Raw genomic sequence first — 26,298 nt, 5'->3', positions numbered from 1 at the left:
CCCCTTGACGATCCCCCGGTCAGGCGGTGCGGTCGTCGTCGTCGAAGGGGACGTCCGCCTCCTGCTCCAGCACGTCGGCCTCGTTGGCGTCGACGTCGCCGACCGGGCGCAGCGGGCCGGCCGAGCCCGGCGCGGTCGACAGCTGCTGCTCCAGCGCGTCGGCCTCGTTGGCGTCGAGGTCGCCGACCGGTCCCGCGTCGCCGGCCCCGGCGGGGGCCACGGGCTCGAGGAGGGCCTCCTGCTCGGCGCGGTCGGCGTCGGTGGCGGAACCGGGATCGGTCACGTCGTCCTCCCTCGGGTGCGGATCGGGTCGCCGTCCATCCTGCCGCCCGTCCCCCGCGGCGGCAGTCCGGGGACCGGCGCCCGGGTGACCGGCAGGTGTCCACCGTGGCAACATCGGGCGGGTGAACGCCGCCGACTGGGAGTACGCGCCGCTGCGGATCCCCCCGGGCACGTCCCGTTCCGCAGCGGCGACCATGTTGAGCCTCCAATCCGACGTCGGTGGGTGGGAGCTGGCCCGCCTCCAGCTGCACGCGGACGGCACCCGCAAGGTCGTCCTGCGGCGCCGCGCGCGGCTGTCCTACCTGCCGATGCCGGTCACCTGACGCCGACTCCCGTTTGAGTCGACGTCAAGAACTCGCTTGACCACAGGTCAAACGAGGGCCACGCTCTGCCTGTGACGCAGAGCACGTCGGGGGCGCGGGCGGGAGCCGTCGAGCGCACCCGGGAGCGCGTCCTCGCCGTGGCCCGCGACCGCTTCGTGGACCGGCCCTACGACGAGGTCCGCATCGCCGAGGTCGCCGCGACCGCGGGCGTGACCCAGCAGACGCTGCTCAACCACTTCCGGTCCAAGGAGGGGTTGTTCCTCGCCGTCGCCGAGGTGCTGCGGCCCGAGGTCGAGGCGCTGCGCGGCCGGGTGGTCCCCGGGGACGTCCCCGGGTTCGTCCGCGGGCTGATGCGCCAGTACGAGGCGCTCGGCGACGCCAACGTCCGCCTCGAGGCGGTGGCCGAGCGCATCGCCGACCTCGCTGAGGCGGTCGCGCGCGCCCGCGCCCACCACCGCGCGCTGCTCGAGCAGGCCTTCGCCGCGGACCTGCCGGACGAGCCGCGGGCGCGCCGCCGCGCCCTGGCCGCGCTCTACGCGGTCACCGACGTCCACACGTGGAAGCTCCTGCGCCGCGACCTCGGTCACTCCCGCGCCGAGACCACGGCGGTCCTCACCCACCTGCTCCGGGCCGCCCTCGCGACGGCCCCGTCCTGAGGAGGCGTGCCGTGCACGTCCAGGTCGCGCTGTGGGACGGCGGCGGCACCGTGCCGGCGGAGGTGGGGGTCGTCCGGCGGCTGGTGTCCCGGGGCCACTCGGTCAGCGTCCTGGGCGATCCCACGCTGGAGCCCGAGGTCCGCGCGGCCGGCGCCGCGTTCCAGCCCTGGCGGCAGGCGCCGCACCGCCGGTCCGCGGCCGACCGGGACCTGGTCGACGACACGGCCTGCCGGACGCCGCTGCAGGTGCTCGACCGGCTGCTCACCCGGGTCGTCACCGGCCCCGCCGCCGCCTACGCCGCCGAGGTGCGGGCGGCGCTGGCGGCGCGGCCCGCCGACGTGCTCGTGGCCAGCGGGGTGCTCATGGGCGCGCTGGTGGCCGCGGAGGCCTCGGGGACCCCGTCCGTGGCGCTCTGCCCCAACGCCTACAACCGGCCCACGCCGGACCTGCCGCCGTTCGGGTCGGGCCTGCCCCCGGCGCGCGGGCCCCTGGGCCGGGCGCGCGACCGGTCGCTGCACCCCCTGGTCCGGCGCGCGTGGGACCGGGGCCTCCCCGACCTCGACGCCGCCCGCGCCGGGCTCGGCCTCGCCCCGCTGCGCGACGTGTGGGAGCAGTGGGACCGCGCCGCGCGGGTCCTCGTGCTCACCTCCGCGGCCTTCGACCTGCCCGCGCGGCTGCCGCCGAACGTGCGGCACGTCGGGCCGGTGCTCGACGACCCGGTCTGGGCGGCGCCGGTCGAGCCGCCGCCCGGGGACGGGCCGCTGGTGGTCGTGGGGTTCTCCAGCACCTACCAGGCCCAGGAGGACGTGCTGCGCCGCGTCGGGGTCGCCCTCGGCCGCCTGCCGGTGCGCGCCGTCGTCACCACCGGCCCGATGGTGGACCCCGCGTGCGTCCCGCGGACCGGCGGTGTCGTGGTGGTGCGCTCGGCGGCACACGCCCCGCTGTTCGCGGCCGCCGACGTCGTCGTCACCCACGCCGGGCACGGGACGCTGCTGAAGGCCCTCGCGGCCGGCGTCCCCGCGCTGTGCCTGCCCATGGGCCGCGACCAGCGGGACAACGTGGTCCGGGCCCGGCGGCACGGTGCGGTCCTGGGCCTCCGGCCGGGCGCCTCACCCGACCGGATCGCGGCCGCCGTGCGGCGGCTGCTCGCCGATCCCCGCTACCGGCGCGGCGCCCGGTCGCTCGGCGCCCGGATCCGCGCCGAGGCCGCCGGCTCCCCGCTGGTCGACGAGATCGAGCGCAGCGCCGGGACCGGCACCTCCGACGACCGGCGGACGCCGGCCTGACCCCTCACCCACCGGAGGACGCCATGTCCACCACCACCCTGGCCCCGCAGCGACCCGCCCCCGGCCGGCTCCGCCTCCCCGGCCAGGCCGACGCGCCGGACGGCCCGGTCGACCTCACCCTCATGTGGGTGATGCACCACGGCTTCCGCCGTGACCTCGCCGCCTTCGGCCGCGCGGTCGAGCGCACGCCGCTCGAGGACCGCCGGACGTGGGAGCTGCTGCGCCGGCGCTGGGACTACTTCGCCTCGGTCCTCCACCACCACCACACCGGGGAGGACGCGGGGCTGTGGCCCCTGCTGCTCGAGCGGGCGGCCGCGGCCGGGGACGCGGAGGGCCGGGCGATCCTGGAGGCGATGGCGGCGGAGCACGCGGCGATCGACCCGCTGCTCGGGGAGTGCTCGCACGGCTTCGCGCGGCTGGCGGGCGTGGCCGACGGGCCCGCGCGGGAGGCGCTGGCCGCGGCCGTCGCGGCCGCCCGCGTCCACGTCGACCGGCACCTGGCCCACGAGGAGCGCGACGGCATGCGGGTGCTGCAGGACCACCTGCAGCCGGCCGACTGGGAGTGGGTCGGCGCCCGGTTCTTCGACACCGCGTACACCACCCCGCGGCTGCTGGAACTGGTCGCCTGGGTCCTGCACGAGATGCCCCCGGAGGGCGTGGCCGCCCTGGAGCGGCAGGAGCGCGGCCGGGCCCTCGTGGCCGTCTGGCGCCTCGCCCTGCGGCGCCCGTTCCGGCGGCGGGAGCGGGCGGCCTTCCGCCACGCCTGACCCCGGTGCGCCGGGCGGTCCACGGCCGCCCGGCGCGGCCGGTCAGGGGACGAGCACGACCTTGCCGACGGTGCCGCGGTCGGCCAGCGCGGCCAGCGCCTGCGGCGCCCGGTCCAGCGGCAGGACCTGGCCGACGAGCGGGTCGATCGCGCCCGCGGTGACCAGCCGGACCAGCTCGTCGTGGGTCTGCCCGATCACGGCCGGGTCCTTCTTCTTGTACAGGCCCCAGTGCAGGCCGACGACGCTGTAGTTCTTGACCAGCGCGTGGTTGGCGGGCGCCTCGGGGATCCGCCCGCTGGTGAACCCGACGACGACCAGCCGGCCCTCGAAGGCGATGCACCTCCGTGACCTGTCGAACACGTCGCCGCCGACCGGGTCGTAGACGACGTCGGCACCCTCGCCGCCGGTGAGCTCCTTGACGACGGGGACGAAGTCCTCGGCCGTGTAGTCGACGACGTGGTCGGCGCCGAGCTCGCGGCACACCTCGACCTTGTGCGGGCCGCCGGCGGTGGCGATGACCCTGGCGCCGGCGGCCTTGCCGAGCTGGATCGCCGCCGACCCGACGCCGCCCGCGCCGGCGTGCACCAGCAGCCACTCCCCCGCCCGCAGGTGTGCCCGGCGGTGCAGGCCGACGTGGCCGGTCTGGTAGGTGATCCACAGCGCCGCGGCCTTCTCGTCGGACAGGCTGTCCGGCACCGGCCAGGCGTCGCGGGCGTCCATCAGCGCGTACTCGGCGAAGGCGCCGGGGCCGCCGGCCGGCGGGCCGATCACCCGCCGGCCGTCCTCGGTCTCCCCGCACAGCTCCATGCCGGGCGTGTAGGGCAGCGGCGGGCGCTCCTGGTACCTCCCCTGCGCCATGAGGACGTCGGGGAAGTTCAGCGCCGCCGCGCGGACCCGGACCTTGATCTGGCCCTCGGCCGGGGTCGGCTCCTCGACGTCCTCCAGCCGCATGACCTCCGAGGGGTCGCCGAGCTCGTGTACCCGCCATGCACGCATGCGCCGACCCTGCCAGAGGCCGGGGAACGGCGGTCACCGGCCCCGGCAGGAGCGGTCAGAGCATGGACGGCGGCCGCAGCGCCTCCGGGACGACGGCGGTCTCACCGGTCGCGGTCTTCGCGCTCGGCACGCCCTTGAACTTGTAGGGCACCGTGCCGACGCCGGGCTGGATGACGTACGCGGCGCCGGGCTCGCCCGACGTCCAGGCCATGACCATCGCGTCGGCGACCTCGGCGGCGGGGATGACCGGGAAGTCCGCGGCCTCGAACTCGTGGCGGATGCGGTCGATGATCGCGGTGTCGGCGAAGCCGGGGCAGATCGCGGTGATGGTGATGCCGTCGCGGGTCAGCCGCGGCGCCATCGACCGGACGAACGCGATCGCGCCGCCCTTGGCCACGCTGTAGCCGGGGTCGGTGGGCATCGGCGACAGGCCCGCCAGCGACGCCGTCACCACGATCGCCCCGCCGCCGGCCCGCTTGATCGCCGGGCGCGCGGCCTGCACGCCGTAGACGACGCCGAACAGGTCGATGTCGACCACGCGCATGAACTCGTCGAGGTCGAGGGCGTCGTCGCTCTTGGCGGCGGAGATGCCGGCGTTGAGGTAGGCGGCGTCGAGCCGGCCGTGCTCGGCCTCCACCTGCGCGACGACGGCCTCGTTGGCGGCGCGGTCGGTGACGTCGAGGGCGACGAAGTGCGCGCCGAGCTCCTCGGCCACCGACCGGTTGCGCTCGGAGTCGAGGTCGGCGGCGACGACGGTGACGTCCCGCTCGCGCAGCTTCTGCGTGAGGGCGCGGCCGAAGCCGCCGGTCCCTCCGGTGATCAGCGCGACGGAACCGGGGCCGGGAGGTGTGGGAGAGGTCACCCCGGCATCACACCACGGCGGCCGGGACGCCGAGCGCGAGGTCGACGGCGGCGGTCGCGTGCAGCCGGGCCGAGGGCAGGAGGGGCACCGCGGAGTCGTCCGGGCCCAGCAGCAGCTCGAGCTCGGTGCAGCTCAGCGCCACCGCCTGCGCCCCGCGCCCGGCGAGCCGGGCCACCACGGCGCGCAGCTCGGCGCGGGTGCCGTCGGAGAGCACGCCGCGGCACAGCTCGCCGAAGATCGCGGCGTCGACGCGCGCGACGTCGTCGCCCGGCGGGGTGAGCACCGTCAGCCCCCGCGCCGCCAGGCGGTCCCGGTAGAACGGCTCGCGCACCGTGCCGGCGGCGCCGAGCAGGCCGACCACCGGCCCGGGCGCGGCCGCGGCCACCGCGTCGGCGATGTGCAGGAACGGCACCGTCAGGGCGGCCTCCACCGCCGGGGCCACCTTGTGCATGTAGTTCGTGCACAGCAGCACGAGGCCGGCGCCGGCGTCCTCCAGCGCCCGCGCCTCGGCGGCGAGCAGGGCCGCGGCGTCGTCCCACCGGTCCTCCACCTGGCAGGCGCGCACGGCGCGGAAGTCGAGGCTGCGCACCAGCAGCGAGGCGCTGGCCAGCCCGCCGAGCCGGTCGCGGACCAGCTTGTTGACCACCCGGTAGTACAGCGCGGTCGACTCCCAGCTCATGCCGCCCAGCAGCCCGATCGTCCTCATGCGGTCAGGCTCCCCGGCGCCGAGCTCCCCCACCAGAGCGCGGGGTCGACCGGCCGACCCAAGCGCTGCTTTCATGTCGGCGTGGACTCCCGCCGGCTGCTGGTCTTCCGCGAGGTGGCGCACGCCGGCTCGCTCGCCGGCGCCGCGCGCGCCCTGGGCTGGACCCAGCCGGCGGTGAGCCAGCAGGTCCGGCGGCTGGAGGCCGAGACCGGGACCCCGCTGGTGGTGCGGGAGGGGCGCGGGGTGGCGCTCACCGAGGCCGGCCGGCGGCTGCTGCGCCACGCGGAGGCGATCGCCGACCGGCTGGCGGCGGCCGAGCAGGACGTGGCCGCGCTGACCGGGCTGGCCACCGGTGTCGTCCGGATCGCGGCCTTCCCGACCGCCGCCGCGGTGCTGGTCCCGCCGGCGCTGGCCGCGCTCCGGGAGCGGGCGCCGGCCCTGGAGGTCCACTTCACCGAGCTGGAGCCGCCGGAGGCCGAGGCGGCGGTCCGCGAGGGCGCCGCCGACCTGGCCGTCGTCTTCCGGCACGAGGACGACGGGGAGGACGTCCCCGGCGACCTGCTGCGCGAGCCGCTGTCCCGCCACGCGGTGCAGGCGGTCGTGCCCGCCGGCCGGCCGGCGCCCGCCCTGCTGGCCGACCTGCGCGACGAGCCGTGGATCGCCGGCTGCCCCCGCTGCCGCCGGCACCTGCTGCGCTGCGCGCGGCGGGCCGGGTTCTCCCCCGACGTCCGGTTCGCCACCGACGACCACGTCGTCGTGCAGCGGCTGGTCGCCCGCGGACTCGGGGTGGCACTGCTGCCGGCGTGGGCGCTGGCGATCAGCGCGCAGCCGGGCGTGGCCGCCGTCGACCTGCCCGACGTCGACGGGCGGGTGGTCGAGACCCTCGTCCGCCCCGACGCCCGGCGGGTGCCCGCGGTGGCCGCGGCGCTCGAAGCGCTTCGGGCCGCCCGCTGAACCGCGCTCAGACGCCGCGCAGGAAGCGGTCGAGCACCCGGACGCCGAAGCGCAGCGACTCCACCGGCACCCGCTCGTCGATGCCGTGGAACAGCGAGGCGAAGTCGAGGTCGGCGGGCAGCCGCAGCGGCGAGAAGCCGAAGCAGCGCATGCCCAGGCGCTCGAAGCTCTTGGCGTCGGTGCCGCCGCTCATCGTGAACGGCACCGGCCGCGCACCGTCGTCCTCGGCCTTCAGCGCCTCGACCATCATGTCGACCAGCGGGCCGTCGAACGTCGTCTCCACGGCCTGGTCGTGGACGATCCACTCGCGCTGGACCCCCTCGCCGACCAGGGAGGCGAGCTGGCGCTCGAACTCCTCCTCCTGGCCGTGCAGGAAGCGGCCGTCGACGGTGGCGCTCGCCGTCCCGGGGATGACGTTGGTCTTGTAGCCGGCGTCGAGCATCGTGGGGTTGGCGGTGTTGCGCAGCGCCGCGCCGATCATCCGGCTGATGCTGCCCAGCCGGGCCAGCGCCTCCTCCGGCTCGTCCGGGTCGATCTCTATGCCGTAGGCCTCCTCGACCGCGGCGAGGAACTGGCGCATCGGCGGGGTGAGCACGGTGGGCAGCCGGGTCGAGCCCAGCCGGGCGACGGCCTGGCACAGCCGGGTGACGGCGTTGTCGTCGTGGACGAACGAGCCGTGCCCGGGCCGGCCGCCGGCGGTCAGGCGCATCCACGCGAGGCCCTTCTCCGCCGTCTGGACGAGGTAGAGGCGCAGGTCGTCGCGGACGGTGATGGAGAAGCCGCCGACCTCGCTGATCGCCTCGGAGCAGTCGGCGAACAGGTCCGGGTGCTCGTCGACCAGCCAGCGCGCGCCGAGCCTGCCGCCGGCCTCCTCGTCGGCGACGAAGGCGAGGACGACGTCGCGCGGTGGCTGCACGCCGGTGCGGGCCCACTCGCGCACCAGCGCCAGGACCATCGCGTCCATGTCCTTCATGTCGACCGCGCCGCGGCCCCACACGTAGCCGTCGCGCTCCTCGCCGGAGAACGGGTGCACGCTCCACTCGGCGGGGTCCGCGGGGACGACGTCGAGGTGCCCGTGCACCAGCAGGGCGGGGCGGCTGCGGTCGGCGCCGGGGACGCGGGCGACGAGGCTGGCCCGCCCGCGCTCGGACTCCAGGACCTGGGAGGCGATGCCGACCTCGTCCAGCTTGCCGGCGACCCACTCGGCGGCCGTCCGCTCGCCGGCGCTGGTGGCGGTGTCGCCGGTGTTGGTCGTGTCGATCCGGATCAGCTCGCCGAGCAGCTCGGCGACCTCGGCCTGGGCCTGGACGGGACCTCGGTTCTCCACCCCGGCGACACTACGGGCCCGCCCCGGCCTCCGACGGGCACGGACGACCGGGCGATGCGACACGGCGGGGTACCCGTGCCGGGCGGCGGAGTGCGTCGGGTAGTCTTGGCCCCGCACTCGTCCGGGTGGCGGAATGGCAGACGCGCTAGCTTGAGGTGCTAGTGCCCTTTATCGGGCGTGGGGGTTCAAGTCCCCCCTCGGACACAGCACCGCCCCGGTGTTCCTGCAGGTCAGGAGCCCGGGGCGTCTCCGTGTTGGGGCCTGGGATGCCCCCGTGGCGGGCCGCTGCCCGGTCCGCCGTCGAGCAGTGCGGCACCTGGGTCCGCGCACTCCGCGCTACCGCACCACCGGGAACCGACGGTCGACAGGTGGGACCGTGGAGTGCGCCCGTGCCCGCCCGCAGCAGTGAGACCACGACGGGCGGGACGACGGGACACTCCGGGACCGACATGTCGGACGCCGACGTGGCGTGGAGCCCGGACCGGAGGCGGACCGCCGACACGGGCAGCCAGTTCGACCGAGGCGGCCGGGAACGGGCGCCTGCGCGCGCTACCCGTCGGACGATCGGCTCGCCGCTGATCCCCGGTAACCTGGGGATCCGGTCAGCGGGTCACAGGAGGACGACACCTCATGCCCTTCGCGCCGCGCCGCCGTCGCCCGCCGGCTGACGTGCCGGACGAGCAGCAGCGGACCGACCGGGAGTCCTCCCGGCGCACGTCGCGGCCGGTGGCCGACGACCCGCTCGCGCGGTACGGCGATCCGTGGCCAGGACCTCCGCCGTCCGACCCATGGGCTGCGCCCCCTCCTCGGTCCCGACCGTGGCCGCCGCCACCGCCGCCCGGTCCGGGGACCACGCCTCCGCACCAGCGCCGTCGGCCGGGCACCCGGCCGGGAGCGGACGAGGTCCCACCCCGGGAGGACCCGAAGCGCGAACGGCGTCGTCGCCTGCGCCGCTGCACCGCCCGCGTCCTGGTGATCGCCTTCCTGCTCCAGGCGCTGGTCCTGGTGTCACTGCGCTGGATCGACCCGCCGACGACGGCGTTCATGCTGGCCAACGACCAGGGCGCCGTCCAGCAGTCGGTGCCGGTCGAGCACGTGTCGCGCAACTTCCTCGCCGCCGTCATCGCGCACGAGGACCAGCCGCTCCCCTACCGCGACGGTGCCTTCACCTGGGACGAGCTGTCCGGCCGCGCCGAAGCGCACCTGCGCGGGGAGGAGGACCCGTCCGGGTCGACGATCCCGCAACAGGTGGCCAAGAACCTCTTCCTGAACCAGGAGATGAGCGCCTGGCGCAAGGCCGTCGAGGCCGGCCTGTCGGTGGAGCTGGCGCTGGTCCTCGACGACCGCCGCATGCTCGAGCTGTACGTCAACCACGCCCAGCTCGGTCCGCAGGTCTACGGCATCTGCTCGGCCAGCTGGTACTACTTCGACACCCCTCCGTCCACGCTGTCCGTCGATCAGGCCGTCCAGCTGGTCGGGCTCCTGCCGTCTCCGGGACACGTCCAGCGAGCGCCCGGCGGCGGGCTCGACTTCGACGTGGACGACGGCCTCGGCTGGCTGTCGCGCTCGCACGTCGTCAACGCGCAGAACCGGGTGCCGCGGCACATCGCGGAGAGGGGCTTCCAGCCGGTCGAGGACGCCGGCGTCGAGGGGCTCGCCCAGGACCAGCCGGACACCGACGACGACTGCTCGCAGATGCCCGAAGACGTCGCCGAGCTCATCGCCGCGGAAGGCAGTCGGTAAGACCCCGTCCCGGCAACGGTCCCTCCCCCGCCGTGGCGTGGACCGCCACCTCGTCGATCCACGCTGCCCGCCGTCGTCCGGATCCCGTGCGCCGCCCGGCCGTGTCGGAGCTCGCCCGCGGGCCGGCACGCGCGACGCCGTACCCGCTGGTCCGGCCCGGCGGGCACCGCCTCACCGCACAGCAGCTGCCGTCCGGTGAGGCCGGCTTCCCCGGAGGAGCGACGTCCAGCCCATCCAGGCTCGGCGCTCCCTCCGGCCGGACGAGGACGGAGGTCGCCGGCCCGGAGCAGCGCAACCGCACTCCCCGGCCGGCGTGCGCAGGCACGGAGCGTCTCACTGCGGGACCCTCGGACCGTCCGTGCCCGACGTGCCGGAAGGACTGCCCTGTGGGCGGCCGAGGAGGCGGCAACCGAGCGATCCGCGTGGTCGCCGCCCGTCTGCCAGTGCGCTCTGGCCCATCCCGGTCATGGGCGTCCTGCTGGCGGTCGGTTGCGGCATCGGGCGTGGCGGCAGCTGCCGTACGCGGGTCCAGCGCCGGTGTCGGTCGGGGCGGACGTCATCGCCGAGCCCCACGGCGTCGCCGCGGGGCGGGCTCATCCTCGCCGGCCGGACTGGTGGACGTCCGGGACACCGTCGGCGTCCACGTCCCGCGTCTCGGCCTCGGCGATGCGCCGGTAGCGGCGGTCGCGCAGCCGGAGCAGCACGGTGGCCAGCAGCGCCGCGAGCAGGGTGCCGGCCAGCACGCCCACCTTGACGTGCTCGTCGCGGAGCGTGTCGGCGCCGAAGGCCAGCTCGCCGATCAGCAGCGAGACGGTGAACCCGATGCCGGCCAGCAGCGACAGCCCGACGACGTCGGGCCAGCCGAGGTCGCGGTCGAGCTCGGCGCGGGTGAACCGGGCGACCAGCCAGGTGGCCCCGGTGATGCCGACCACCTTGCCGACGACCAGGCCGACGACGATGCCGACCGCGACGCTGTCGGTGAGCGCCGCGCCCAGCCCGGACAGCCCGCCGACGGTGACCCCGGCGGAGAAGAACGCGAACACCGGCACGGCGACGCCGGCCGAGAGCGGGCGGAACCGGTGCTCGAAGTGCTCGGCCAACCCGGGGCCGGCATCCGGTCCGCCGGCGGCCTGGCTGCGCACCACCGGCACGGTGAACGCCAGCAGCACGCCGGCGACGGTGGCGTGCACCCCGGACTCGTGCACCAGCACCCAGGTCACGACGGCCAGCGGCAACAGCAGCCACCACGAGCGGATCCGCTTCTGCACCAGGACTCCGAAGACGGTCAGCGGGATCAGGGCCAGCAGCAGCGGCGCGACCGCCAGCGCGGAGGTGTAGAAGATCGCGATGATCGTGATCGCCAGCAGGTCGTCGACGACGGCGAGGGTGAGCAGGAAGGTGCGCAGCGCCGCGGGCAGGTGCGTGCTGATCACGGCGAGGACGGCGAGCGCGAAGGCGATGTCGGTGGCGGTCGGGATCGCCCACCCGGCCAGCGCCCCGCCGCCGGCGCCGGCGTTGATCGCCCAGTACAGCAGCGCCGGCACGGCCATGCCGCCGAGCGCGGCGGCGACCGGCAGCGCGGCCCGGCGCGGGTCGCGCAGGTCGCCGGCGACGAACTCGCGCTTGAGCTCCAGCCCGGCGACGAAGAAGAAGACCGCCAGCAGCCCGTCGGCGGCCCAGGTGCCCAACGTGAGGTCCAGGTGCAGGGCGGCCGGGCCGACCCGGGTGTCGCGCAGCGTCTCGTAGGCCGCCGACCAGGGGCTGTTGGCCCAGGCCAGAGCGAGGACGGCGCCGCTGATGAGCAGGATGCCGCCGACGGTCTCCTTGCGCAGGATGCCGGCGATGCGGCGGGTCTCGGGCCACGAGCCGCGGTCGAACAGCCGGAACGAGGTGGGGGCAGGGGCGGACACGAGATCAACTCCGGAGAGGCGGTGGGGTCGGCGGCGAGCTCGCCGACCGGACTTCCCGGCACACCTGCCCTCGGAGGTACCGGGCCAGGCCGTCCGGGCCTGGGTCGGCTCGGCCGGTCAGGGCCCGGCGGGCGCAGCGGTGGCATCCCGCCACCGCCGGCACCCGGCGGTGAGCCGGAGCGCGGGGACCCGACCGGTCCGGGCCCTCACGGGGCGGTGTCCCGGTCGCCGCTCAGGTACTGCTCGGGAGCGTCGTCGTCGCCGGTTCGCAGCCACCGGGCCACTCCCGCCGGATCCCGGCGCGTCATCTCCTCGAGCAGGACGGTGCGCACCAGGAGGCCCCGGGCCCGGCGGTCCGGGTCCGCGGCCGTCCGGACGAGTTCGCCGGTCGACCGCCATTCCCGCACCAGCACCGAGGTCGGCAGGGCACGCAGGAGCCGCTGCAGCTCCTCGACGTCCACCTCCGCCTCGTCGTCCCGGCCGGCGGAGCCGAGGGACCGGGTGATCCAGGCCTCGGCCAGGAGGCAGCTCAGGAACAGCAGGACGAGCCCGGCGACCGTTCCGGCGTCGCCCAGCTGCGCCAGGCCGGCGAGGCACGGCACGACGAGGGATGCTCCCGCTCCGGCGAGGACCGCTCTGCGCTTGGCCGACGGGGCCTTCGGAAAGGCCGGGTCCATGAGGCCGACCAGGCCGGCCACGAGGAGCCCGAAGGCCGGCGTCACCGCCAGGACGACGTAGGCAGGTGCGCTCAGCGCCCCGACGAGGGCGCAGCAGACCGCTCCCACGAGGAGCACGCCGCGGCAGATCCGGAGGGTCGGGGGCCACAGGGAGCGGGGGAGCCGGCGCGCGGCGCCGCTCCCCGCGCGCGGGACCGAGGACACGCCGGCGCCTGCGGTCACAGCCGGCCGCGGGACGCCCCCGGGGGCATCCGTCGGCGGGCGGCCAGCCGGTTGTGGACGACCAGCACGATCACCGCCCCGATCACCGAGCCGACGAGCCCGGCGGGACCGAAGCCGCGGTCGCGCAGCCCGCCGGTGAGGAGGCCGAGCAGCAGTCCGCCGACGACCGACCCGGCGACCCCCAGCAGGATCGTGGCCGGCCATCCCATCGAGTCCCTGCCGGGCACGATGGCGCGGGCGAGCAGCCCGGCGACCAGCCCGACGACGAGCAACCAGAGCAGTGAGAACACGCCTACCTCCGGTGAGGACGGGGAGTCGGTGAGGCGCTCCGCCGGGCCCCGGCAGGCGGTCGGCGGGCTCGCCCGACCCGGCCGGTTGCCGCCTGCGCGCGCCTGGTGAGGTCGAGCAGGACCTCGTCGACCGCTGGTGAGGTGTCCGTGAGGACCACGTCGGCCGTGAGGACCGGGGTCAGGGCGCGCTGATCGGTCCGGGAGACACCGTGCAGGTCAACCACGATCGGTTGCCCTACCTGCTCGCGCACGTGGTCGAGCACCGCCGCCAGGAGGGCGTGACCGTGGCCCTCCAGGGCGCCGACGACGGACACCACCGGAGGCCGCGGGTCGGTGTCGACGTACACGGTCAGGTCGCCCTCACGTCCGACACCGTCGCCGGTGGGCGGATCGGCGGGCTCGACCTGCGCTGCGAGCGCCGCGTCGCCGGGCGCGGGAGCGTCGGGGATCGGGTACAGGGCAGGTCGGGAGCGCATGGCCAGGAGGCTAGGAACCGGTCCCCTTCGCCGGCAGCGCCCGCCTGCGGACGAGTTGGGACCCGCCGATTGCCGGGTCCCGGCAATCGGCGGGTCAGTCGGCGACGAGCGGGCGACGCGGCCAGTCGAGCAGCCGGGCCCCGGTCACGGCGACGTGCAGGGCGAGCCGGTGCTCCGCGTCACCTGCTGTGTGGCCGGTGAGCTCCGCGACCCGCTGCAACCGGTAGGTGACGGCACGGACGCTCAGGTGCAGTCGGCGCGCCGCCTCGGCCGTGTTGCCGCCGCTGGCGAACCAGGCCTCCACCGTGCGGAGCAGCGGCTCCGCTCCGCCCCGCGCGGTCGCCAGCGGGCCCAGGACAGCCTCGACGAGGTCGGCCATCGCGGCCTCGTCGCGGACGAGGACCCGGTAGACGAGCAGGTCACGGGCGTGGGCGACCCGCTGCGGGAGGGACAGGCGCTCGGCCAGGTCGATGGCCTCCAGCGCCTCGCGGTACGAGCGCCGGACCCCTCCCGGGCCCGGGTGGACGCGGCCGACCCCGACCCGCCAGTCGGAGCGGCGGGTCAGCCGGGCCGCGGCCCGACCGACCAGCTCCGCCAGGTCGTACCAGTCCGGCCCCGGAGGGTGGCCACCGGCCCTCGGGGGGAGCGAGAACACGCACACGAGCTGCCCGTCCTTCGCGGCGGTGAGCAGCCCGCGGTCCCCGAAGCGGGAGCGGACGTCGTCGGTCAACCCGCCGGTCAGCTGCATCCCCGAGTCGACCGGCCGGTCGGTGGCCGCGACCGCGACGAAGTGTGGAGCGGTCAGAGTGAGCCCGAACGGTCCGGCACGCTCCACCAGTGATCCGACGTCGGCGTGACCGCTGAGGAGGTCCTCGACGAACTCCCGCCGGAACGCCTCCTCGCGCCGCACCACCTGGCGCTGGGCCTCGACGTACCCAGCGGCCAGTGCTGCCAGAGCGGTGTCCGCGGCCCGCCACACCGCCTCGCCGATGCTGATCAACTCAGGAGGCCGCAGCGGTCTGCGCCGGACCTCCGCCACCAGGTCCGGGAGACGGGGCCACAGGCGCCGGGACGCCGTCATGTAGATGTCCACGAGGGCCGGCAGCGCCAGACCGGTGGCCGCTGCCTCTCCACCGAGGCGTCGGCACGCCGCCTCCTCGTCCCGGCTCAGCCGACGACCGGTGCACGCCACCGCCCAGAGAGCGGTCAGGTAGCCGTCCAGGAGCGCGGCCGGCATCCCGTGCTCGCCGGCCGACGCGGCGGCGACCTGCGCCACCACGGCGTCCACGGCCCGGGGGTCGGGTCCCGTCCCACCGGAGGCGGTCGTGGTCACGGCCATCAACTCCGGCGGTCGGGGTCGGCTGAGGAACCGCCGACCAGACTTCCCGGCACACCTGGACGAGATGGTACGAAGCCCGGCCACCTCAGCGCGAGACCGCGGCCGACGGCCTGGCACGACCACCGGTGATCCGCTCCGCGCTCCGGCGGTCTCGTCCGGGTCCCAGCTCCCCGCGGACCGTTGGGTGTCCACTCGCGCAGCCGGGGCAGGCCCGAGCGGCGGGGAGAGTTCGCCGCGCATGACCAACCGCCGACCGCGGCGGCATCCTGCCGGGCAGGCCCCGCTCGTCGTCCCGCTTCCCGTTCCGGCCGGGGTGGACACCACTGCGCACGGGCTGACCGTCGTCCTCGCGCCTTCGCCACCCACTCCTACCAGCGCGTACGGGCTCCGCGAGGACCCGTCCCTGACCCGGGCCGCCTCCGACCGGGTGGTGTGCCAGGAGTGCCCGTGCCGACCTCCCTCCACACTGCCACGGCCGACGTCCAGGTCGCCCGGGATCGTCGTCCTCGACGGCGCGAGATCTCGATGTTCCGACCACGGCCGACCACGACCCTGCCGCTGGACCGAACCCGACCACTTCGCCCCGTCCCGCAACGCGTCTGCCCACCTGGGCTTCGCGTTCGGACCGCACTGGGGCGTCTGCGATCACGTCGCCCCGCTGAGAGCCGAGGCATCGCTCACCGCCCCGGCCGCGCGGGTCGAGACGCTGGAACTCGCCGGCCGGACCGTGCGCGACCACGACAACACGCTCGCGCTTGCTTCGGCCCCGCGTTCGGCCGGCCCAACGGCACGAGCCTTCGGCTGTCGTCGGACCGGCACTGGGTCCGCGAGTCCGAGCGTGCCGAGCGTCGGACAGCGCGCACTGACGGCATCTGGTGTCGGGAGCAGGTGCACCCACGTGTGGCTGCACCGCCGTCGGCCTGACAGACGATCTCGTCCGTGCGCCGCGCCGCGTTCCGACGATGACCACGAAGTCGCGCACACCGCGCTCCACTCCCCCGGTGGGAGACGCCGGTGGGACGGCTCGCACTTCGCGGTGCCCGAGCCCCCCTCGGACACAGCACCGCCCCGGTGTTCCCGCAGGTCGAGAGCCCGGGGCGCGTCAGGTTCGGGTCTCCGGGGCCCTCGTGGTGCCCGTTCGACACCCATCGCCCGGTCTCAGCCCTCCAGCAGGGTGGTGAAGCGGTCAGTGGCCTGCCGGCCCATGCCGGGGTGCACGTGCCGGTGGACGGTGAGCGTGACGGTGGCGCTGGCGTGCTCCAGCCGCTCCCGGCCCAGCCGCGCCGGTGACCCCCGGACGGCGGGCAGCGCCTGCGGTCGGCCGGCCCTCGACCGCAGCTCGGGGAGCGCCGGCTCTAGGGTGCCGGCGCGGGTACCGAACTCCCGCGCGGCCGAATAGCGTTCCGGCTGCACGCCGACGACGTCGTGCCGCACCCCTCGACCCCGGGGAGCTGGTTCCGGTGCCGGCAGAGACGGCCGTCGTACGGGTTCTCGTGCTCGACGAGCAGGAGGTGGTCCGCCGCGGCGTGATCCAGGTGCTCGAGGGCGACGCCGGGTTCGCCGTCGTCGCCGAGGCGGCCTCGGTCGACCAGGCGGTGGTCCGCGGCCGGGCCGTGCGCCCGGACGTGGCCGTGATGGGGATGCGCCTGCCCGACGGCACCGGGGCGGAGGCCTGCACCCGGCTGCGCGCGGACGTCCCCGGGGTGCGGTGCCTGGTGCTCAGCCAGTACGCCGACCCGGAGACGGTGGCAGCAGCCGTGCGGGCAGGGGTGTCGGGATACCTGGTCAAGCACGTGCGGGGTCCGGCCCTGCGGGCGGCCGTGCGCCGGGTGGCGGCGGGCGGCACCGTGTTCGCCCCCGAGGTCACCGCGGTGCTCGACGCCGACGGCGGCGCCGGGCGGCCGGATCCGCTGGCCGACCTCACCGAGCGGGAGCGTGCCGTGCTGCAGCTGATCGGGGACGGGCTCACCAACCGCCAGATCGGCAACCGGCTGGGTCTGGCGGAGAAGACGGTGAAGAACTACGTCAGCAACCTGCTGCCCAAACTGGGCCTGCAACGCCGCACCCAGGTCGCCGTCCTGGTCACGCGTCTGCGGAGCCGTCAGGCCGACGGGATCCTGCCGTCCCCCGACGACACGACTCCCTCGCGCATCACACCGAGCGGGTAGTGCCCGACCGGCGGCCCACCCCGGACAGCGGGGCGACGAGCCCGCCGAGCCGTCCGTGCAGGAGCGGACCGGTGGGTCTGTCGTGCCGCGTCCGGGCTCGTCGCCCGGTCCTCTCGGAGGGGAACGGGATCACCCGTTTCTCGGGTGGGCCGTGGTAGACGATGTCGCGTTCCCCCCGTAGGCGAGGTGATAGAGCAGGGTGTCGCTGAGCAGGTCGACGGCGGCGCGCAGTCCGGCTGTGCTGTCGGCGGTGGCGACGAAGGCGACCAGCGCGCGGTCGACGCCCTCGAGGACGTCGTGGATGGCGTGGTGTTCCTGCTCGAGCCGGTCGATGACCGGGGTCAGCTGTGGGTCGGCGTCCAGCAGGTGCGGGGACACGGACCGGTCTTCGAAGGTGTGGTGCCCCAGCGGGCACCGTCAGGAGCCCGACGCGGGAGTCGCCACCGGGGCACGACTGACCTGCCCCGAGTGCAGCGTCGTGCTCGATCTCCCGGCCGCCGAGAACCTCGCCCACGACAGCGCCGGCGCCTGCACCACCTGCCAGGGGACCGGGTTCGTCCGCGAGATCGACGCCGCCGCCCTCGTCCCGGACGAGGTCCGGAACAGCTCCCGTCGGACCGGGCGTCCACACCTCCGGCAGCGCCGCCCGCGACGAGGGCACCGGCCGGCCCGTCTCCGCCCAGCGCCTGGAGGACCTGCACGATCTGGGGACCGGAGCGGCGGGAGAACCGGTCGGGGCGCGGATGCGCGCCGTCGGTGCCGCCCACCACGCGCGGGTCCCGGACGGTGACGCTCCGGCCGACGGTGCGCGGATCCGCAACCGCTCCGGCCGCCCGTAGTCTGGTGGGCGTGGCAGGTATCGCACGCTGGCGGCGCTGGGTGCCCGCCCCGCGGACGGACCCCGATCCCCTCCCCACCGCCACTCCGGCCTCCGCCACCGACGTCCTGTACGCGGTCCCCCTGCCCGGCCGGGGCCCCGACCCGGACCGCGTCGACCTGCTCGCCGGGCTGCTGCGCGAGCACCAGGACGTGCTGACGGCCGAGCGGCTCGCGGCCGGCGCCGAGGCCCAGACGTTCTGGCTGCAGCACCTCGACGAGGCGGACGTCCTGCTGGTCCACCTCCGCGCCTGCGACCCGTGGACCGTGGCGCGCCGGCTGGCGCAGCCCACCGACGAGGTGACGGCACGGGTGCACGCCCGCATCACCGCCGCCCTCGGCACGGATCCGTGGGATCCCGGGGACGCCCTCCCCGTGGAGGTGCGCCGGTTCTCCGCCGCCGGCACCGCGGACGGGTTCCCGGAGGTCATGGCCTTCGCCACCGTGCTGCTGCCCGGGGTCTCCGCCGGCATCGCCGAGCGCCGCCTGACGATCGACCGGTTCGACGACGTCCGCCACGAGCTCACCGGCTCCCGGCGGGAGGTGCACCTCGTGCAACGCACCCGGATCGGCGAGCTCTACCTCATCTACGTGCGCGGCGAGGTGGCCCGGCTCCTGGAGACCATCCGCACCTCCGACCACCCGCTGCTGCAGGCCGAGCGGGACATGAGCGTCTTCCTCTACGGCATCGACCTCACGCAGCACTCCATGCCGATCCCCTCGCCCCTGCACGCGTGGACCGCACCGGTGCCGCAGGCGCTCCCCCGCTCCTGACCCGACGCACACCGGGGCGCCGTCCGGCCACGGACGGCGCCCCGGCGCGACGGGTCAGTCCCTGCTGAGGGCCAGGGCCTGCTCCTCCTCGGGGTCCCGAGGAGCGGGTACGGAAGCCGGCACCGGGAGCGGGTCGACGTCGTGCCGCAGGGTCGGCAGCCAGCGCAGCCACCGGGGCAGGTACCAGTTCGCGTCCCCGAGCAGCCGCATGACCGCCGGCAGCAGGACCGCGCGGACGACGGTGGCGTCCAGCAGCACCGCGATGGCCAGCCCGAGCCCGATCTGCTTCATGCTAGTCAGCGACAGCGTCACGAAGGTGAGGAAGACGAACACCATGATCACCGCGGCGCTGGTGACCACTCCCGCGGACCTCGTGATGCCCTGGGTGATCGCCTCCCGGGTGTCCGCGCCGCGGTCGTAGCCCTCCCGGACCCGGCTGAGGATGAACACGTGGTAGTCCATCGACAGCCCGAAGAGGATGACGAAGAGGAACAGCGGGATCCAGTTCACGATCCCCCCGGTCCGGTCGAGCCCGATGAGGCCGGCGCCCCAGCCCTCCTCGAACACCAGCACCAGCGCGCCGTAGGCGGCGGCCACGCTGAGCAGGTTGAGCACGATCGCGGTCAGGGCCACGACGACCGACCGGAACGACACCAGCAGCAGCACGAAGGCCAGCAGCAGCACGAACCCGAAGACCCACGGGGTGCGCTCGGCCATGAGCTGGTCGAAGGCCACCGAGTACGCGGTGTTGCCGGAGACGACCACGGTGACGTCGTCGAGCGCGCCGACCGTCGCCGGGACGACGTCCTCGGTCAGGGTGGCGAGGGCGTCGCGGGAGGCCTGTTCCTCGCCGTCGCCGACCAGCGGCACGCTGACGACCGCCACCGTGCCGGCCTCGTCGGTCTCCACCCCGACCGGCTCGTTCATCCGCCCGGTGGCCAGCGCCCGTTCCCGGAGGTCGGCGATCGCCCCCTGCACCTCGGGAGCGGTGACGTCGGCCGCCTCGATGACGACCTCGGCCGGCGCGGGGCCGCCGGGGAAGGCCGCGGTGATCCGGTCGTAGGTCTGCATGACCGCGAGGTCCCGCGGCAGGTCCTCGATGCCCTCGCTGCGCAGGTCCATCGACAACGCCGGCACGGCGAGGGCGACCAGCGCCGCCCCGGCGGTCACCACGGCGACCAGCGGCCGGCGCAGCACCGCCCCGAGCACCAGCGGCCAGAACCGGCCGGGGCCGGCCTCGCGGCGGCGGAGGAACGGCAGGCGCCCCTTCTCCACCCGGTCGCCCAGCCAGCTCATCAGCGCCGGGAGCACGGTCAGCGAGCCGACCACGGACGTGGCGACGACCAGGATCGTGGCCGAGGCCATGCCGGTGAAGACCGAGAAGCCGGTGAGGAACATGCCGGCCATCGCCACCACCACCGTGATGCCGGAGACCAGCACCGACCGTCCGGAGGTGGCCGCGGCGACGTCGAGGGCGTCGACCGACCCGAGACCCCGCGCGCGTTCCTCGCGTTCCCGCTTGAGGTAGAAGAGCGAGTAGTCCACGCCGACGGCCAGCCCGATGAGCAGCATGACGATCTGTGCGCTCTGGTCGACGTGCCAGATCTGGCTGGTCAGGCTGAGCAGCCCGAGCGCCCCGACGAACGCCGTGAGCGCGAAGACCAGCGGGAGGACCGCGGCCACCAGGGCGCCGAAGGTCAGCAGCAGCACGGCCAGCGTGATCGGGATCGACAGCAGCTCCGCGCGCTGGAAGTCGCCGGCGATGGTCTCGTCGAGCGCCACCCCCGCGCTGGTGCCCCCGAACTGCTCCACCCGGACGTCGTCGTGCTCGGCGGCCACCGCGGCGACCGCGCCCTGGATGGGACCGATCCTCGCGTCGGCGTCCTCGGGGTCGCCCGCGACGTCGAAGGTCACCAGGGCGGACCGGCCGTCGGCGGACACGAGTGGCGCGCCGTCCAGCGGGCTGTGCACGCTCTCCACCGACGGCGTGTGCTGGAGGACCGCGACCAGGTCGGTCAGCGCGGCGGTCGCGGCGGCCTCGGACACGCCGTCCTCCCGCTGCACCAGGACCATCTCCGACGCCGGCTCCTCCCAGCCGTTGTCGTCGAGGATCCGCTGCGCCTGCGCGGGCGCCCCCAGCAGCTCCTCCGCAGGAGTCAGTTCCCCCCGCGGCAGCAGGCCGCCGAGGACCACGGCCAGGACCACGAAGGCCAGCCAGCCGAGCACCGCCGTCTTCCGGTGCCGGGCGCTCCACCGCCCCATCCGGCCGGCGAGGTTGCGCGATACGTCCACTGTCGTCTCCCGGTGATCGAGTTCGACGACAGACCCTGCCGATCCGCGGCCCGGCGCGCGTCGCCCCCGCGGTTGATCACGAAGGGCGTCGCCCTGCCTCCGGAGGTGTACGACCAGCGGGTGACGGCGGTCGGATCGCGTCCTACCCGCCCTGCGAGCCGGCCCTCACCAGGCCGCTCTCGTAGGCGACCACGACGGCCTGTGCGCGGCTGGACAGGTGCAGCTTGGCCATGACGCGGCCGAGGTGGGTCTTGACCGTGGCCTCGCTGACGAACAGCTCGGCGGCGATCTCCTGGTTGCTGCGGCCGGTCCCCACCAGCCGCAGCACGTCGACCTCGCGCTCGGTGAGCTCCCGCAGCTGCCCCCCGGTCGGCCGCGCGGCGGGAGCCGGCTGCCGGGCGAACTCGGCGATCAACTTGCGGGTGATCCCCGGCGAGAGCAGGGCCTCCCCGCGCGCGATGACCCGGACCGCGTCCAGCAGCTCGGCCGGCCGGGTGTCCTTGAGCAGGAACCCGGCGGCGCCGGCGCGCAGCGCCGCGAACACGTAGTCGTCCAGGTCGAAGGTCGTCAGCATCATGATCCGGGGCGGCTCGCCGTCGGCGGCCGGCCAGTTGCCGAGGATGGTCCGGGTGGCCTCGATGCCGTCCATGACCGGCATCCGCACGTCCATCAGGACGACGTCGGGCCGGTGCCGCTGCGCCAGCTCCACCGCCTGCCGCCCGTTCCCGCCCTCGGCGACGACCTCGATGCCGTCGTTGCGCAGCAGCGCGCTGAAGCCGGCGCGCACGAGTTCCTGGTCGTCGACGACGAGCACCCGGATGGTCACGAACCGCTCCCGGAGGTGGTCGCGCTCTCCGCCTCCAGGGGCAGCCGGGCGCGGATCCGGAAGCCCCCGCGGGGCTCGGGCCCCGCGTGCAGCTCGCCGCCGACGGACGTGGCGCGCTCCCGCAGGCCGATCAGCCCGTAGCCACCGCCGGGGGTCCGGCTCCTCCGCCCACCGACCGGGCCGCGTCCGTCGTCGCTGACGTCGATGACCAGGTCGGTGCCCTGCCAGTCGAGGACGACCCGGATCTCCGCCGGGCCCGCGTGCTTGGCGGCGTTGGTCAGCCCCTCCTGCAGGATGCGATAAGCGGCGAGGTCCAGCTGCGGCGACAACGACCGGGCCGTCCCGGTCACCGTCAGCGTCACCACCAGCCCGGTCGCCCGCGCACCGGCGAGGAGCTCCTCGAGCCGGTCCAGACCCGGCTGCGGTGCGCGGTCGGCCGGGGCGGGCACGGTGCCGCCGGACCCCGCCACCGATCCGTCGTCGACACGGAGGACGCCCAGCAGCTGCCGCATCTCGGTGAGCGTGCGGCGGCTGCTGTCCTCGATGACACCGAGCGCCTTGCGGGCCGTCTCCGGGTCCCGGTCCATCACGTGCCGGCCGACCCCGGCCTGGACGGCGATGACGCTCATGCTGTGCGCCATCACGTCGTGCAGCTCCCGGGCGATGCGCAGCCGCTCCTGGGCCACCGCCTCGCGACCGTGGGCCTCGCGGTTCAGCTCCGCCTCCCTGGCCCGCTCCGCCAGCGCGTCGGCCTGCAGCCGGCGGGTCCGCGCGGCGTCGCCCAGCGACCAGGCCGCGCCGGCCAGCAGCGCGTCCTGGAGCGCCGAGCCCCAGGTGTACTCCGCGCTCCACTGCAGGTACACGACGAGCATCGGCAGGGCCGCGAACAGCACCGCGGGCACGGACAGCCGCCGGGGACACTGCGCTGCCACGCCGTAGAGGGCGACCAGCACCGCGTACCCGGACAGGGAGGGCGGGTAGCCCAGCGCGACGAAGCCGACCATCGCCGAGGACGTGAGGACCAGGACGGTCCACGGCACCCACCGACGGGCCAGGACGGGCAGCGTGGCCGCCGCCCCCAGGACCCAGGCGAGTGCGTCGATCGGCCGCTCCCCCACCGCGGCCGTCGGCGCGCCGAGCAGCCGGCCGGCGTGCAGGACGGCCAGGGCGGCGGTGAGGACCCCGTCCACCGCCCAGGGCAGCGCCCGGCGCACACGATCGGGACGTCCTCCGGGCACCCGGCCACTGTAGGAACGCCGGCGGGCGCTCTGCCTGCCCCGCCGGGAGGAGATCGGCGTACGCCGCGGGTCTGACCCGTCGCGGTTCACCGGCTGCCCGCGCAGGTGTCCGGGCCGGCGGAGGAGCGAGGGCTACGACCGCCGGGGCAGTCCGAGCGCCCGGCTGCTCCCGTCGGTGACCCCGAGGACCCGACCGCTGGACGATGCCCCGTCGTCGGCACCGCTCCTAGCGTTCCCGGCCGTTGACGGACGAGCGACGAGCGGGAGGAGCGCTGCGATGGCGGTCATCGAGGTGCGCGGGCTGACGAAGCGGTACGGCGAGCTGACGGCGGTGGAGGACCTCACGTTCACCGCCGAGGCCGGGCGGGTCCTCGGCTTCCTCGGCCCCAACGGCGCGGGGAAGACCACCACGCTGCGCATGCTGATGGGCCTGGTCACGCCGACGTCGGGCCGGGCCACGGTCGACGGTGTGGCCGTCCGTGACCTGCCCGAGCCGGTGCGCGCGGTGGGTGCGGTGCTCTCGACGGGGGCCTTCCACCCGCGCCGCACCGGCCGGGGACACCTGCGCGTGCTCGCCGCGATGGCCTCCCTCCCCGCCGAGCGGGTCGACGAGGTCCTGGAGCTGGTCGGACTGACCGACGCCGCCGACCGGCGGGCGAGCGGCTACAGCCTCGGCATGCAGCAGCGCCTCGGTCTGGCCGCGGCCCTGCTCGGCGACCCCCGCGTCCTCGTCCTGGACGAACCGGCCAACGGCCTGGATCCCGACGGCATCCGCTGGCTGCGCGGCTTCCTGCGCCACCTCGCCGCGGAGGGACGCACCGTGCTGGTCTCCAGCCACGTGCTCGCCGAAGTGGAGTCCACCGTCGACGACATCGTCGTCATCCGCTCCGGCCGCCTGGTCGCCCAGGGACCGCTGGCCGACCTGGTGCGGGCTCCGGAGACGGTCGTGACCGTCCGGACACCGCAGGCCGGCCGGCTCGTCCCCCTCCTCGCGACCGCGGGGGCGATGGCCACCTCGCCGGCCGAGGACCGGATCGAGGTCCGCGGTCTCTCCCAGGAGGCGGTGGCCGAGGCAGCGGCCGCAGCCGGGATCCCGCTGTACGCGCTGGGGTCGTCGACGGCGTCCCTCGAGGACCTCTTCTTCTCCCTCGTGTCCGAGCACGGCACCACCCGGACCGGAGACCCCCGATGACCGCTCTCCTGCGCGCCGAGCAGATCCGGCTGCGCACCGTCCCCGCACCGCTGATCGCGGTCGCCGTGGTCCTGACGCTGACCGGCCTGCTGGTCGGCCTCGCCTTCGGGACGGCCCCGCACGACGTGGCCGAGGACCTCGCCGAGGCCGTCCGGATCCCCGGCGTCCTGGCCGCGGTCACCGTGCTCGTGCTCGGCATCCTGGGCGGCTCCAGCGACCACCAGCACCGGACGGCGGAGTCGACCTTCCTCGTCCGCCCGCGGCGCCTCGACGTCTTCGCCGCCCGGCAGGTGACCTACGCGGCCTTCGCCGCCGTCACCGGCGCCCTCACCGGGGTGCTGTCCTGGGTCCTCGCCTCCGCGATCGGCGACGCCCGCGGCCTGCCGGCCGGACCGACCGCCGACGCGGTGGGGCTGGTCGCCACCCCCGCGCTCGCCGCCCCCCTCGCCGCCGTCCTGGGCGTGAGCGTCGGCTACGCGGCCCGGTCGACCGTCGCCGGGATCGTCGGGCTCATGGTCTGGGCGGTGGTCGGCGAGAACCTCGCCGGCCTCCTCGTCCCGTCCACCTACCTGCCGATGGGCGCCGTCAACGCGACCGTGGGCCTGGCCGGCAGCGGGGACCCGGTCCACGGCGCGATCGCCCTGGCCGCCTACGCGGTGATCGCCACCGTCGTCGCCGGCCGGTTCGTCCTCCCCCGGGACATCCCCTGACCGGCGGGCGCGCCGACGCAGCGACCTCCCCCGGGTCCGCCGTCCGGCGCGCCGGCCCGGAGGACGCCCCGGCGCTGCCGGCACGGCTGGCACTGCTGGCACTGCAGCTCCGCCGGGACCGTCAGTCGCCGTGCATGCTCCTCGAACCGGGAGAACGCGAGGAGTCCCCGGGGCCCCTGGCCGAACGGCTCGCCGGCCACACCGCCGGAGGTTCCTTTGACCTCGGGGCCGCCGTCGGCTCGGACCTCGGGGGCTGACTCCCGTCGACGTCCTCCCTCCCGACGCGCCGTCCGGCTCCACCCGGCGGGCGGGTCCCACGTCGAGGGACTGCGCCGCCGCGCCCTGGACCGCGGTGGGCAGGCGGTCGACGAGTACTACCGGTCGACGAGTACTACATCGCCCGCCTGCTCGTGAGCTGGTCCCGTCGCCCGCCCGTCCCACGCCCCGCGGGCCTCCCGGCAGGAGCGGGGAGCCACGACCCGCGCGGTGAGCAGGACGAGGTCGAGGACCGGGGCGCCGGCCGGGATGGCGGCGCTGGTGCGGCGCAGGCGCAGGACGTACCGGGCCGCAGGAGCACGACGTTCACCGGTCCCGTCCGTCCGGGAACCCCACGGATGAGGTCCCCTGGGCAGCGGCAGACGCGCGGGGCGGACGGCGCATCAGCCAGGTGCGCGGACCCCCGTCGGGGAGGTCGACGGCGTCGACCACCGCGAAGCCGAGGCGGCGGTAGAAGCGCACGTTGGGCTCCGCGCTGGTCTCCAGGTGCACCGCCAGTCCCTCGTGGTCGGCCCACGCGAGTCCCGGGGCCAGGGTCGCGGCACCGAGGCCCCGCCCCTGCCGACGCCGCGCGACGCCGAGGCTGGCGAGGGCCACGTGCGGCTCGTCGAGGCGGCGTCCGGCGAGCACCGCCTCGGCCTCGGCCGCGGCCGCTGCCCGGTCCCCCGCCAGCTCGGTGGTCGCCCGACCGACCCGTGCCCACACGTCCGCGGGTACCGCGGTGCCGCGGATCCAGACCGCGACGCTCACGAGCCCGTCCGCCGTCTCGCCGAGGTCGACCCGGCCGAAGGGCACCGCGACGGCGGAGAGATCGAGGCGGAACAGCGTCCTCAGCCGCCCGCCGTGGTCGTCGGCGTCGACCGTCCACCGGGTCCAGGGGTAGTCGGTGAACGCGTCGGCGAGCACCGCGGCGGCGGCCGGGACGTCCTCGGGTGTCGCCGGGCGCACGTGCACGGTCATCCGTTCCTCTCTCGGTGAGCGGGGCCCGTCCGGTCCTCCGGTCCTGCCGTGCGCGCGGTCCGCGGCCGACGCGACGGCACCGACGTCGTCAGCAGCCGGTCCGTCGGCGAGCCGCTGGACCAGCGGCTGGTCGCGCCTGCCGATCACCCGCGACCGGGGGTGCCGCGCCC

26 protein-coding genes and 1 tRNA gene are annotated in these 26,298 nt (G+C 75.7%); 11 read left to right on the top strand and 16 right to left on the bottom strand.

Going from position 1 to position 26,298, the window contains the following annotated elements; genetic code table 11:
• Window positions 1-19 precede the first annotated feature (19 nt).
• Window positions 20-283 (bottom strand): hypothetical protein, encoded by a 264-nt coding sequence (locus tag ACFO3M_RS13850; protein WP_387989581.1) that lies wholly within the window; start codon window positions 281-283, stop codon window positions 20-22.
• Window positions 284-404: 121 nt separating this feature from the next.
• Between ACFO3M_RS13850 and ACFO3M_RS13845 the strand changes: the two genes are divergently transcribed.
• From ACFO3M_RS13845 to ACFO3M_RS13830, 4 genes are all read left to right on the top strand, one after another.
• Window positions 405-605, top strand: a complete 201-nt coding sequence (locus ACFO3M_RS13845; protein ID WP_387989578.1) for a DUF5703 family protein — start codon at window positions 405-407, stop codon at window positions 603-605.
• A gap of 71 nt (window positions 606-676) precedes the next feature.
• Complete coding sequence (locus tag ACFO3M_RS13840) at window positions 677-1,261, top strand: TetR/AcrR family transcriptional regulator (RefSeq protein WP_387989576.1); 585 nt, start codon at window positions 677-679, stop codon at window positions 1,259-1,261.
• A gap of 11 nt (window positions 1,262-1,272) precedes the next feature.
• Window positions 1,273-2,547 (top strand): nucleotide disphospho-sugar-binding domain-containing protein, encoded by a 1,275-nt coding sequence (locus tag ACFO3M_RS13835; RefSeq protein ID WP_387989573.1) that lies wholly within the window; start codon window positions 1,273-1,275, stop codon window positions 2,545-2,547.
• Between the two features lie 23 nt (window positions 2,548-2,570).
• Entirely contained in the window at window positions 2,571-3,314 is a 744-nt protein-coding gene (locus ACFO3M_RS13830) for a hemerythrin domain-containing protein (RefSeq protein ID WP_387989570.1), read from the top strand.
• A 42-nt stretch (window positions 3,315-3,356) separates the two neighbouring features.
• Here ACFO3M_RS13830 and ACFO3M_RS13825 read toward each other — a convergent pair whose 3' ends face one another.
• The 3 genes from ACFO3M_RS13825 to ACFO3M_RS13815 are packed head-to-tail and all read right to left on the bottom strand — an operon-like array spanning window position 3,357 to window position 5,878.
• A complete protein-coding gene (locus tag ACFO3M_RS13825) occupies window positions 3,357-4,310 on the bottom strand; it encodes an NADPH:quinone oxidoreductase family protein (protein ID WP_387989567.1) in 954 nt (317 codons plus the stop codon).
• Between the two features lie 55 nt (window positions 4,311-4,365).
• Complete coding sequence (locus tag ACFO3M_RS13820) at window positions 4,366-5,172, bottom strand: SDR family oxidoreductase (protein ID WP_387989565.1); 807 nt, start codon at window positions 5,170-5,172, stop codon at window positions 4,366-4,368.
• A 7-nt stretch (window positions 5,173-5,179) separates the two neighbouring features.
• Window positions 5,180-5,878: an aspartate/glutamate racemase family protein gene (locus ACFO3M_RS13815; RefSeq protein WP_387989563.1), complete on the bottom strand. Its 699-nt coding sequence runs from the start codon at window positions 5,876-5,878 to the stop codon at window positions 5,180-5,182.
• Window positions 5,879-5,959: 81 nt separating this feature from the next.
• Between ACFO3M_RS13815 and ACFO3M_RS13810 the strand changes: the two genes are divergently transcribed.
• Window positions 5,960-6,832 (top strand): LysR family transcriptional regulator, encoded by an 873-nt coding sequence (locus ACFO3M_RS13810; RefSeq protein ID WP_387989560.1) that lies wholly within the window; start codon window positions 5,960-5,962, stop codon window positions 6,830-6,832.
• A 7-nt stretch (window positions 6,833-6,839) separates the two neighbouring features.
• Here the strand turns inward: ACFO3M_RS13810 and ACFO3M_RS13805 are convergent, their stop codons facing one another.
• Window positions 6,840-8,159: a M20/M25/M40 family metallo-hydrolase gene (locus tag ACFO3M_RS13805; RefSeq protein ID WP_387989557.1), complete on the bottom strand. Its 1,320-nt coding sequence runs from the start codon at window positions 8,157-8,159 to the stop codon at window positions 6,840-6,842.
• Window positions 8,160-8,278: 119 nt separating this feature from the next.
• Here ACFO3M_RS13805 and ACFO3M_RS13800 point away from each other — a divergent pair.
• Together ACFO3M_RS13800 and ACFO3M_RS13795 are read left to right on the top strand one after the other, a co-directional pair.
• Window positions 8,279-8,363: transfer RNA gene (locus ACFO3M_RS13800), tRNA-Leu, on the top strand.
• A gap of 768 nt (window positions 8,364-9,131) precedes the next feature.
• Window positions 9,132-9,902 carry a transglycosylase domain-containing protein gene (locus ACFO3M_RS13795; protein WP_387989554.1) on the top strand — a complete coding sequence of 257 codons (771 nt, stop codon included), beginning with the start codon at window positions 9,132-9,134 and terminating at the stop codon, window positions 9,900-9,902.
• Between the two features lie 593 nt (window positions 9,903-10,495).
• Here the strand turns inward: ACFO3M_RS13795 and nhaA are convergent.
• The 6 genes from nhaA to ACFO3M_RS13765 all read right to left on the bottom strand — a co-directional run bounded on the left by nhaA (window position 10,496) and on the right by ACFO3M_RS13765 (window position 16,250).
• Window positions 10,496-11,812, bottom strand: a complete 1,317-nt coding sequence (gene nhaA / locus ACFO3M_RS13790) for a Na+/H+ antiporter NhaA (protein WP_387989551.1) — start codon at window positions 11,810-11,812, stop codon at window positions 10,496-10,498.
• A 206-nt stretch (window positions 11,813-12,018) separates the two neighbouring features.
• On the bottom strand, window positions 12,019-12,606 hold the full coding sequence (locus tag ACFO3M_RS13785) for a hypothetical protein (protein ID WP_387989547.1): 588 nt from the start codon (window positions 12,604-12,606) through the stop codon (window positions 12,019-12,021).
• A 101-nt stretch (window positions 12,607-12,707) separates the two neighbouring features.
• Window positions 12,708-13,001 carry a GlsB/YeaQ/YmgE family stress response membrane protein gene (locus ACFO3M_RS13780; protein ID WP_387989544.1) on the bottom strand — a complete coding sequence of 98 codons (294 nt, stop codon included), beginning with the start codon at window positions 12,999-13,001 and terminating at the stop codon, window positions 12,708-12,710.
• Between the two features lie 2 nt (window positions 13,002-13,003).
• Window positions 13,004-13,477, bottom strand: a complete 474-nt coding sequence (locus tag ACFO3M_RS13775; protein ID WP_387989542.1) for a hypothetical protein — start codon at window positions 13,475-13,477, stop codon at window positions 13,004-13,006.
• 94 nt (window positions 13,478-13,571) lie between these two features.
• Window positions 13,572-14,765, bottom strand: a complete 1,194-nt coding sequence (locus ACFO3M_RS13770; protein WP_387989539.1) for a PucR family transcriptional regulator — start codon at window positions 14,763-14,765, stop codon at window positions 13,572-13,574.
• A 1,209-nt stretch (window positions 14,766-15,974) separates the two neighbouring features.
• A complete protein-coding gene (locus ACFO3M_RS13765; RefSeq protein WP_387989536.1) occupies window positions 15,975-16,250 on the bottom strand; it encodes a hypothetical protein in 276 nt (91 codons plus the stop codon).
• A 26-nt stretch (window positions 16,251-16,276) separates the two neighbouring features.
• Between ACFO3M_RS13765 and ACFO3M_RS13760 the strand changes: the two genes are divergently transcribed.
• On the top strand, window positions 16,277-16,984 hold the full coding sequence (locus ACFO3M_RS13760; protein ID WP_387989534.1) for a response regulator: 708 nt from the start codon (window positions 16,277-16,279) through the stop codon (window positions 16,982-16,984).
• Window positions 16,985-17,113: 129 nt separating this feature from the next.
• Here ACFO3M_RS13760 and ACFO3M_RS13755 read toward each other — a convergent pair whose 3' ends face one another.
• Window positions 17,114-17,392, bottom strand: a complete 279-nt coding sequence (locus ACFO3M_RS13755; protein ID WP_387989708.1) for a hemerythrin domain-containing protein — start codon at window positions 17,390-17,392, stop codon at window positions 17,114-17,116.
• A gap of 441 nt (window positions 17,393-17,833) precedes the next feature.
• Here ACFO3M_RS13755 and ACFO3M_RS13750 point away from each other — a divergent pair, with 441 nt between their 5' ends.
• Window positions 17,834-18,634, top strand: a complete 801-nt coding sequence (locus ACFO3M_RS13750; RefSeq protein WP_387989532.1) for a hypothetical protein — start codon at window positions 17,834-17,836, stop codon at window positions 18,632-18,634.
• Between the two features lie 54 nt (window positions 18,635-18,688).
• Here the strand turns inward: ACFO3M_RS13750 and ACFO3M_RS13745 are convergent, their stop codons facing one another.
• From ACFO3M_RS13745 to ACFO3M_RS13735, 3 genes are all read right to left on the bottom strand, one after another.
• Window positions 18,689-20,926 (bottom strand): MMPL family transporter, encoded by a 2,238-nt coding sequence (locus ACFO3M_RS13745; RefSeq protein ID WP_387989529.1) that lies wholly within the window; start codon window positions 20,924-20,926, stop codon window positions 18,689-18,691.
• Between the two features lie 142 nt (window positions 20,927-21,068).
• On the bottom strand, window positions 21,069-21,752 hold the full coding sequence (locus ACFO3M_RS13740) for a response regulator (protein ID WP_387989526.1): 684 nt from the start codon (window positions 21,750-21,752) through the stop codon (window positions 21,069-21,071).
• Complete coding sequence (locus ACFO3M_RS13735) at window positions 21,749-22,990, bottom strand: sensor histidine kinase (protein ID WP_387989524.1); 1,242 nt, start codon at window positions 22,988-22,990, stop codon at window positions 21,749-21,751. The genes ACFO3M_RS13740 and ACFO3M_RS13735 overlap by 4 nt, the downstream gene beginning before the upstream one ends.
• Before the next feature lie 277 nt (window positions 22,991-23,267).
• Here ACFO3M_RS13735 and ACFO3M_RS13730 point away from each other — a divergent pair, with 277 nt between their 5' ends.
• Both ACFO3M_RS13730 and ACFO3M_RS13725 read left to right on the top strand, forming a co-directional pair.
• A complete protein-coding gene (locus ACFO3M_RS13730; RefSeq protein WP_387989521.1) occupies window positions 23,268-24,182 on the top strand; it encodes an ABC transporter ATP-binding protein in 915 nt (304 codons plus the stop codon).
• Window positions 24,179-24,892 (top strand): hypothetical protein, encoded by a 714-nt coding sequence (locus ACFO3M_RS13725; protein WP_387989519.1) that lies wholly within the window; start codon window positions 24,179-24,181, stop codon window positions 24,890-24,892. Before ACFO3M_RS13730 ends, ACFO3M_RS13725 begins: the two co-directional genes overlap by 4 nt.
• Before the next feature lie 582 nt (window positions 24,893-25,474).
• Here ACFO3M_RS13725 and ACFO3M_RS13720 read toward each other — a convergent pair.
• Window positions 25,475-26,128 (bottom strand): GNAT family N-acetyltransferase, encoded by a 654-nt coding sequence (locus ACFO3M_RS13720; RefSeq protein WP_387989516.1) that lies wholly within the window; start codon window positions 26,126-26,128, stop codon window positions 25,475-25,477.
• Window positions 26,129-26,298: the final 170 nt, after the last annotated feature.

Origin of the sequence: Geodermatophilus arenarius, assembly GCF_042654585.1 — a bacterium.
GTDB classification, from domain to species: domain Bacteria; phylum Actinomycetota; class Actinomycetes; order Mycobacteriales; family Geodermatophilaceae; genus Geodermatophilus; species Geodermatophilus arenarius.
This window is presented reverse-complemented; position numbering and strand designations above follow the sequence as displayed.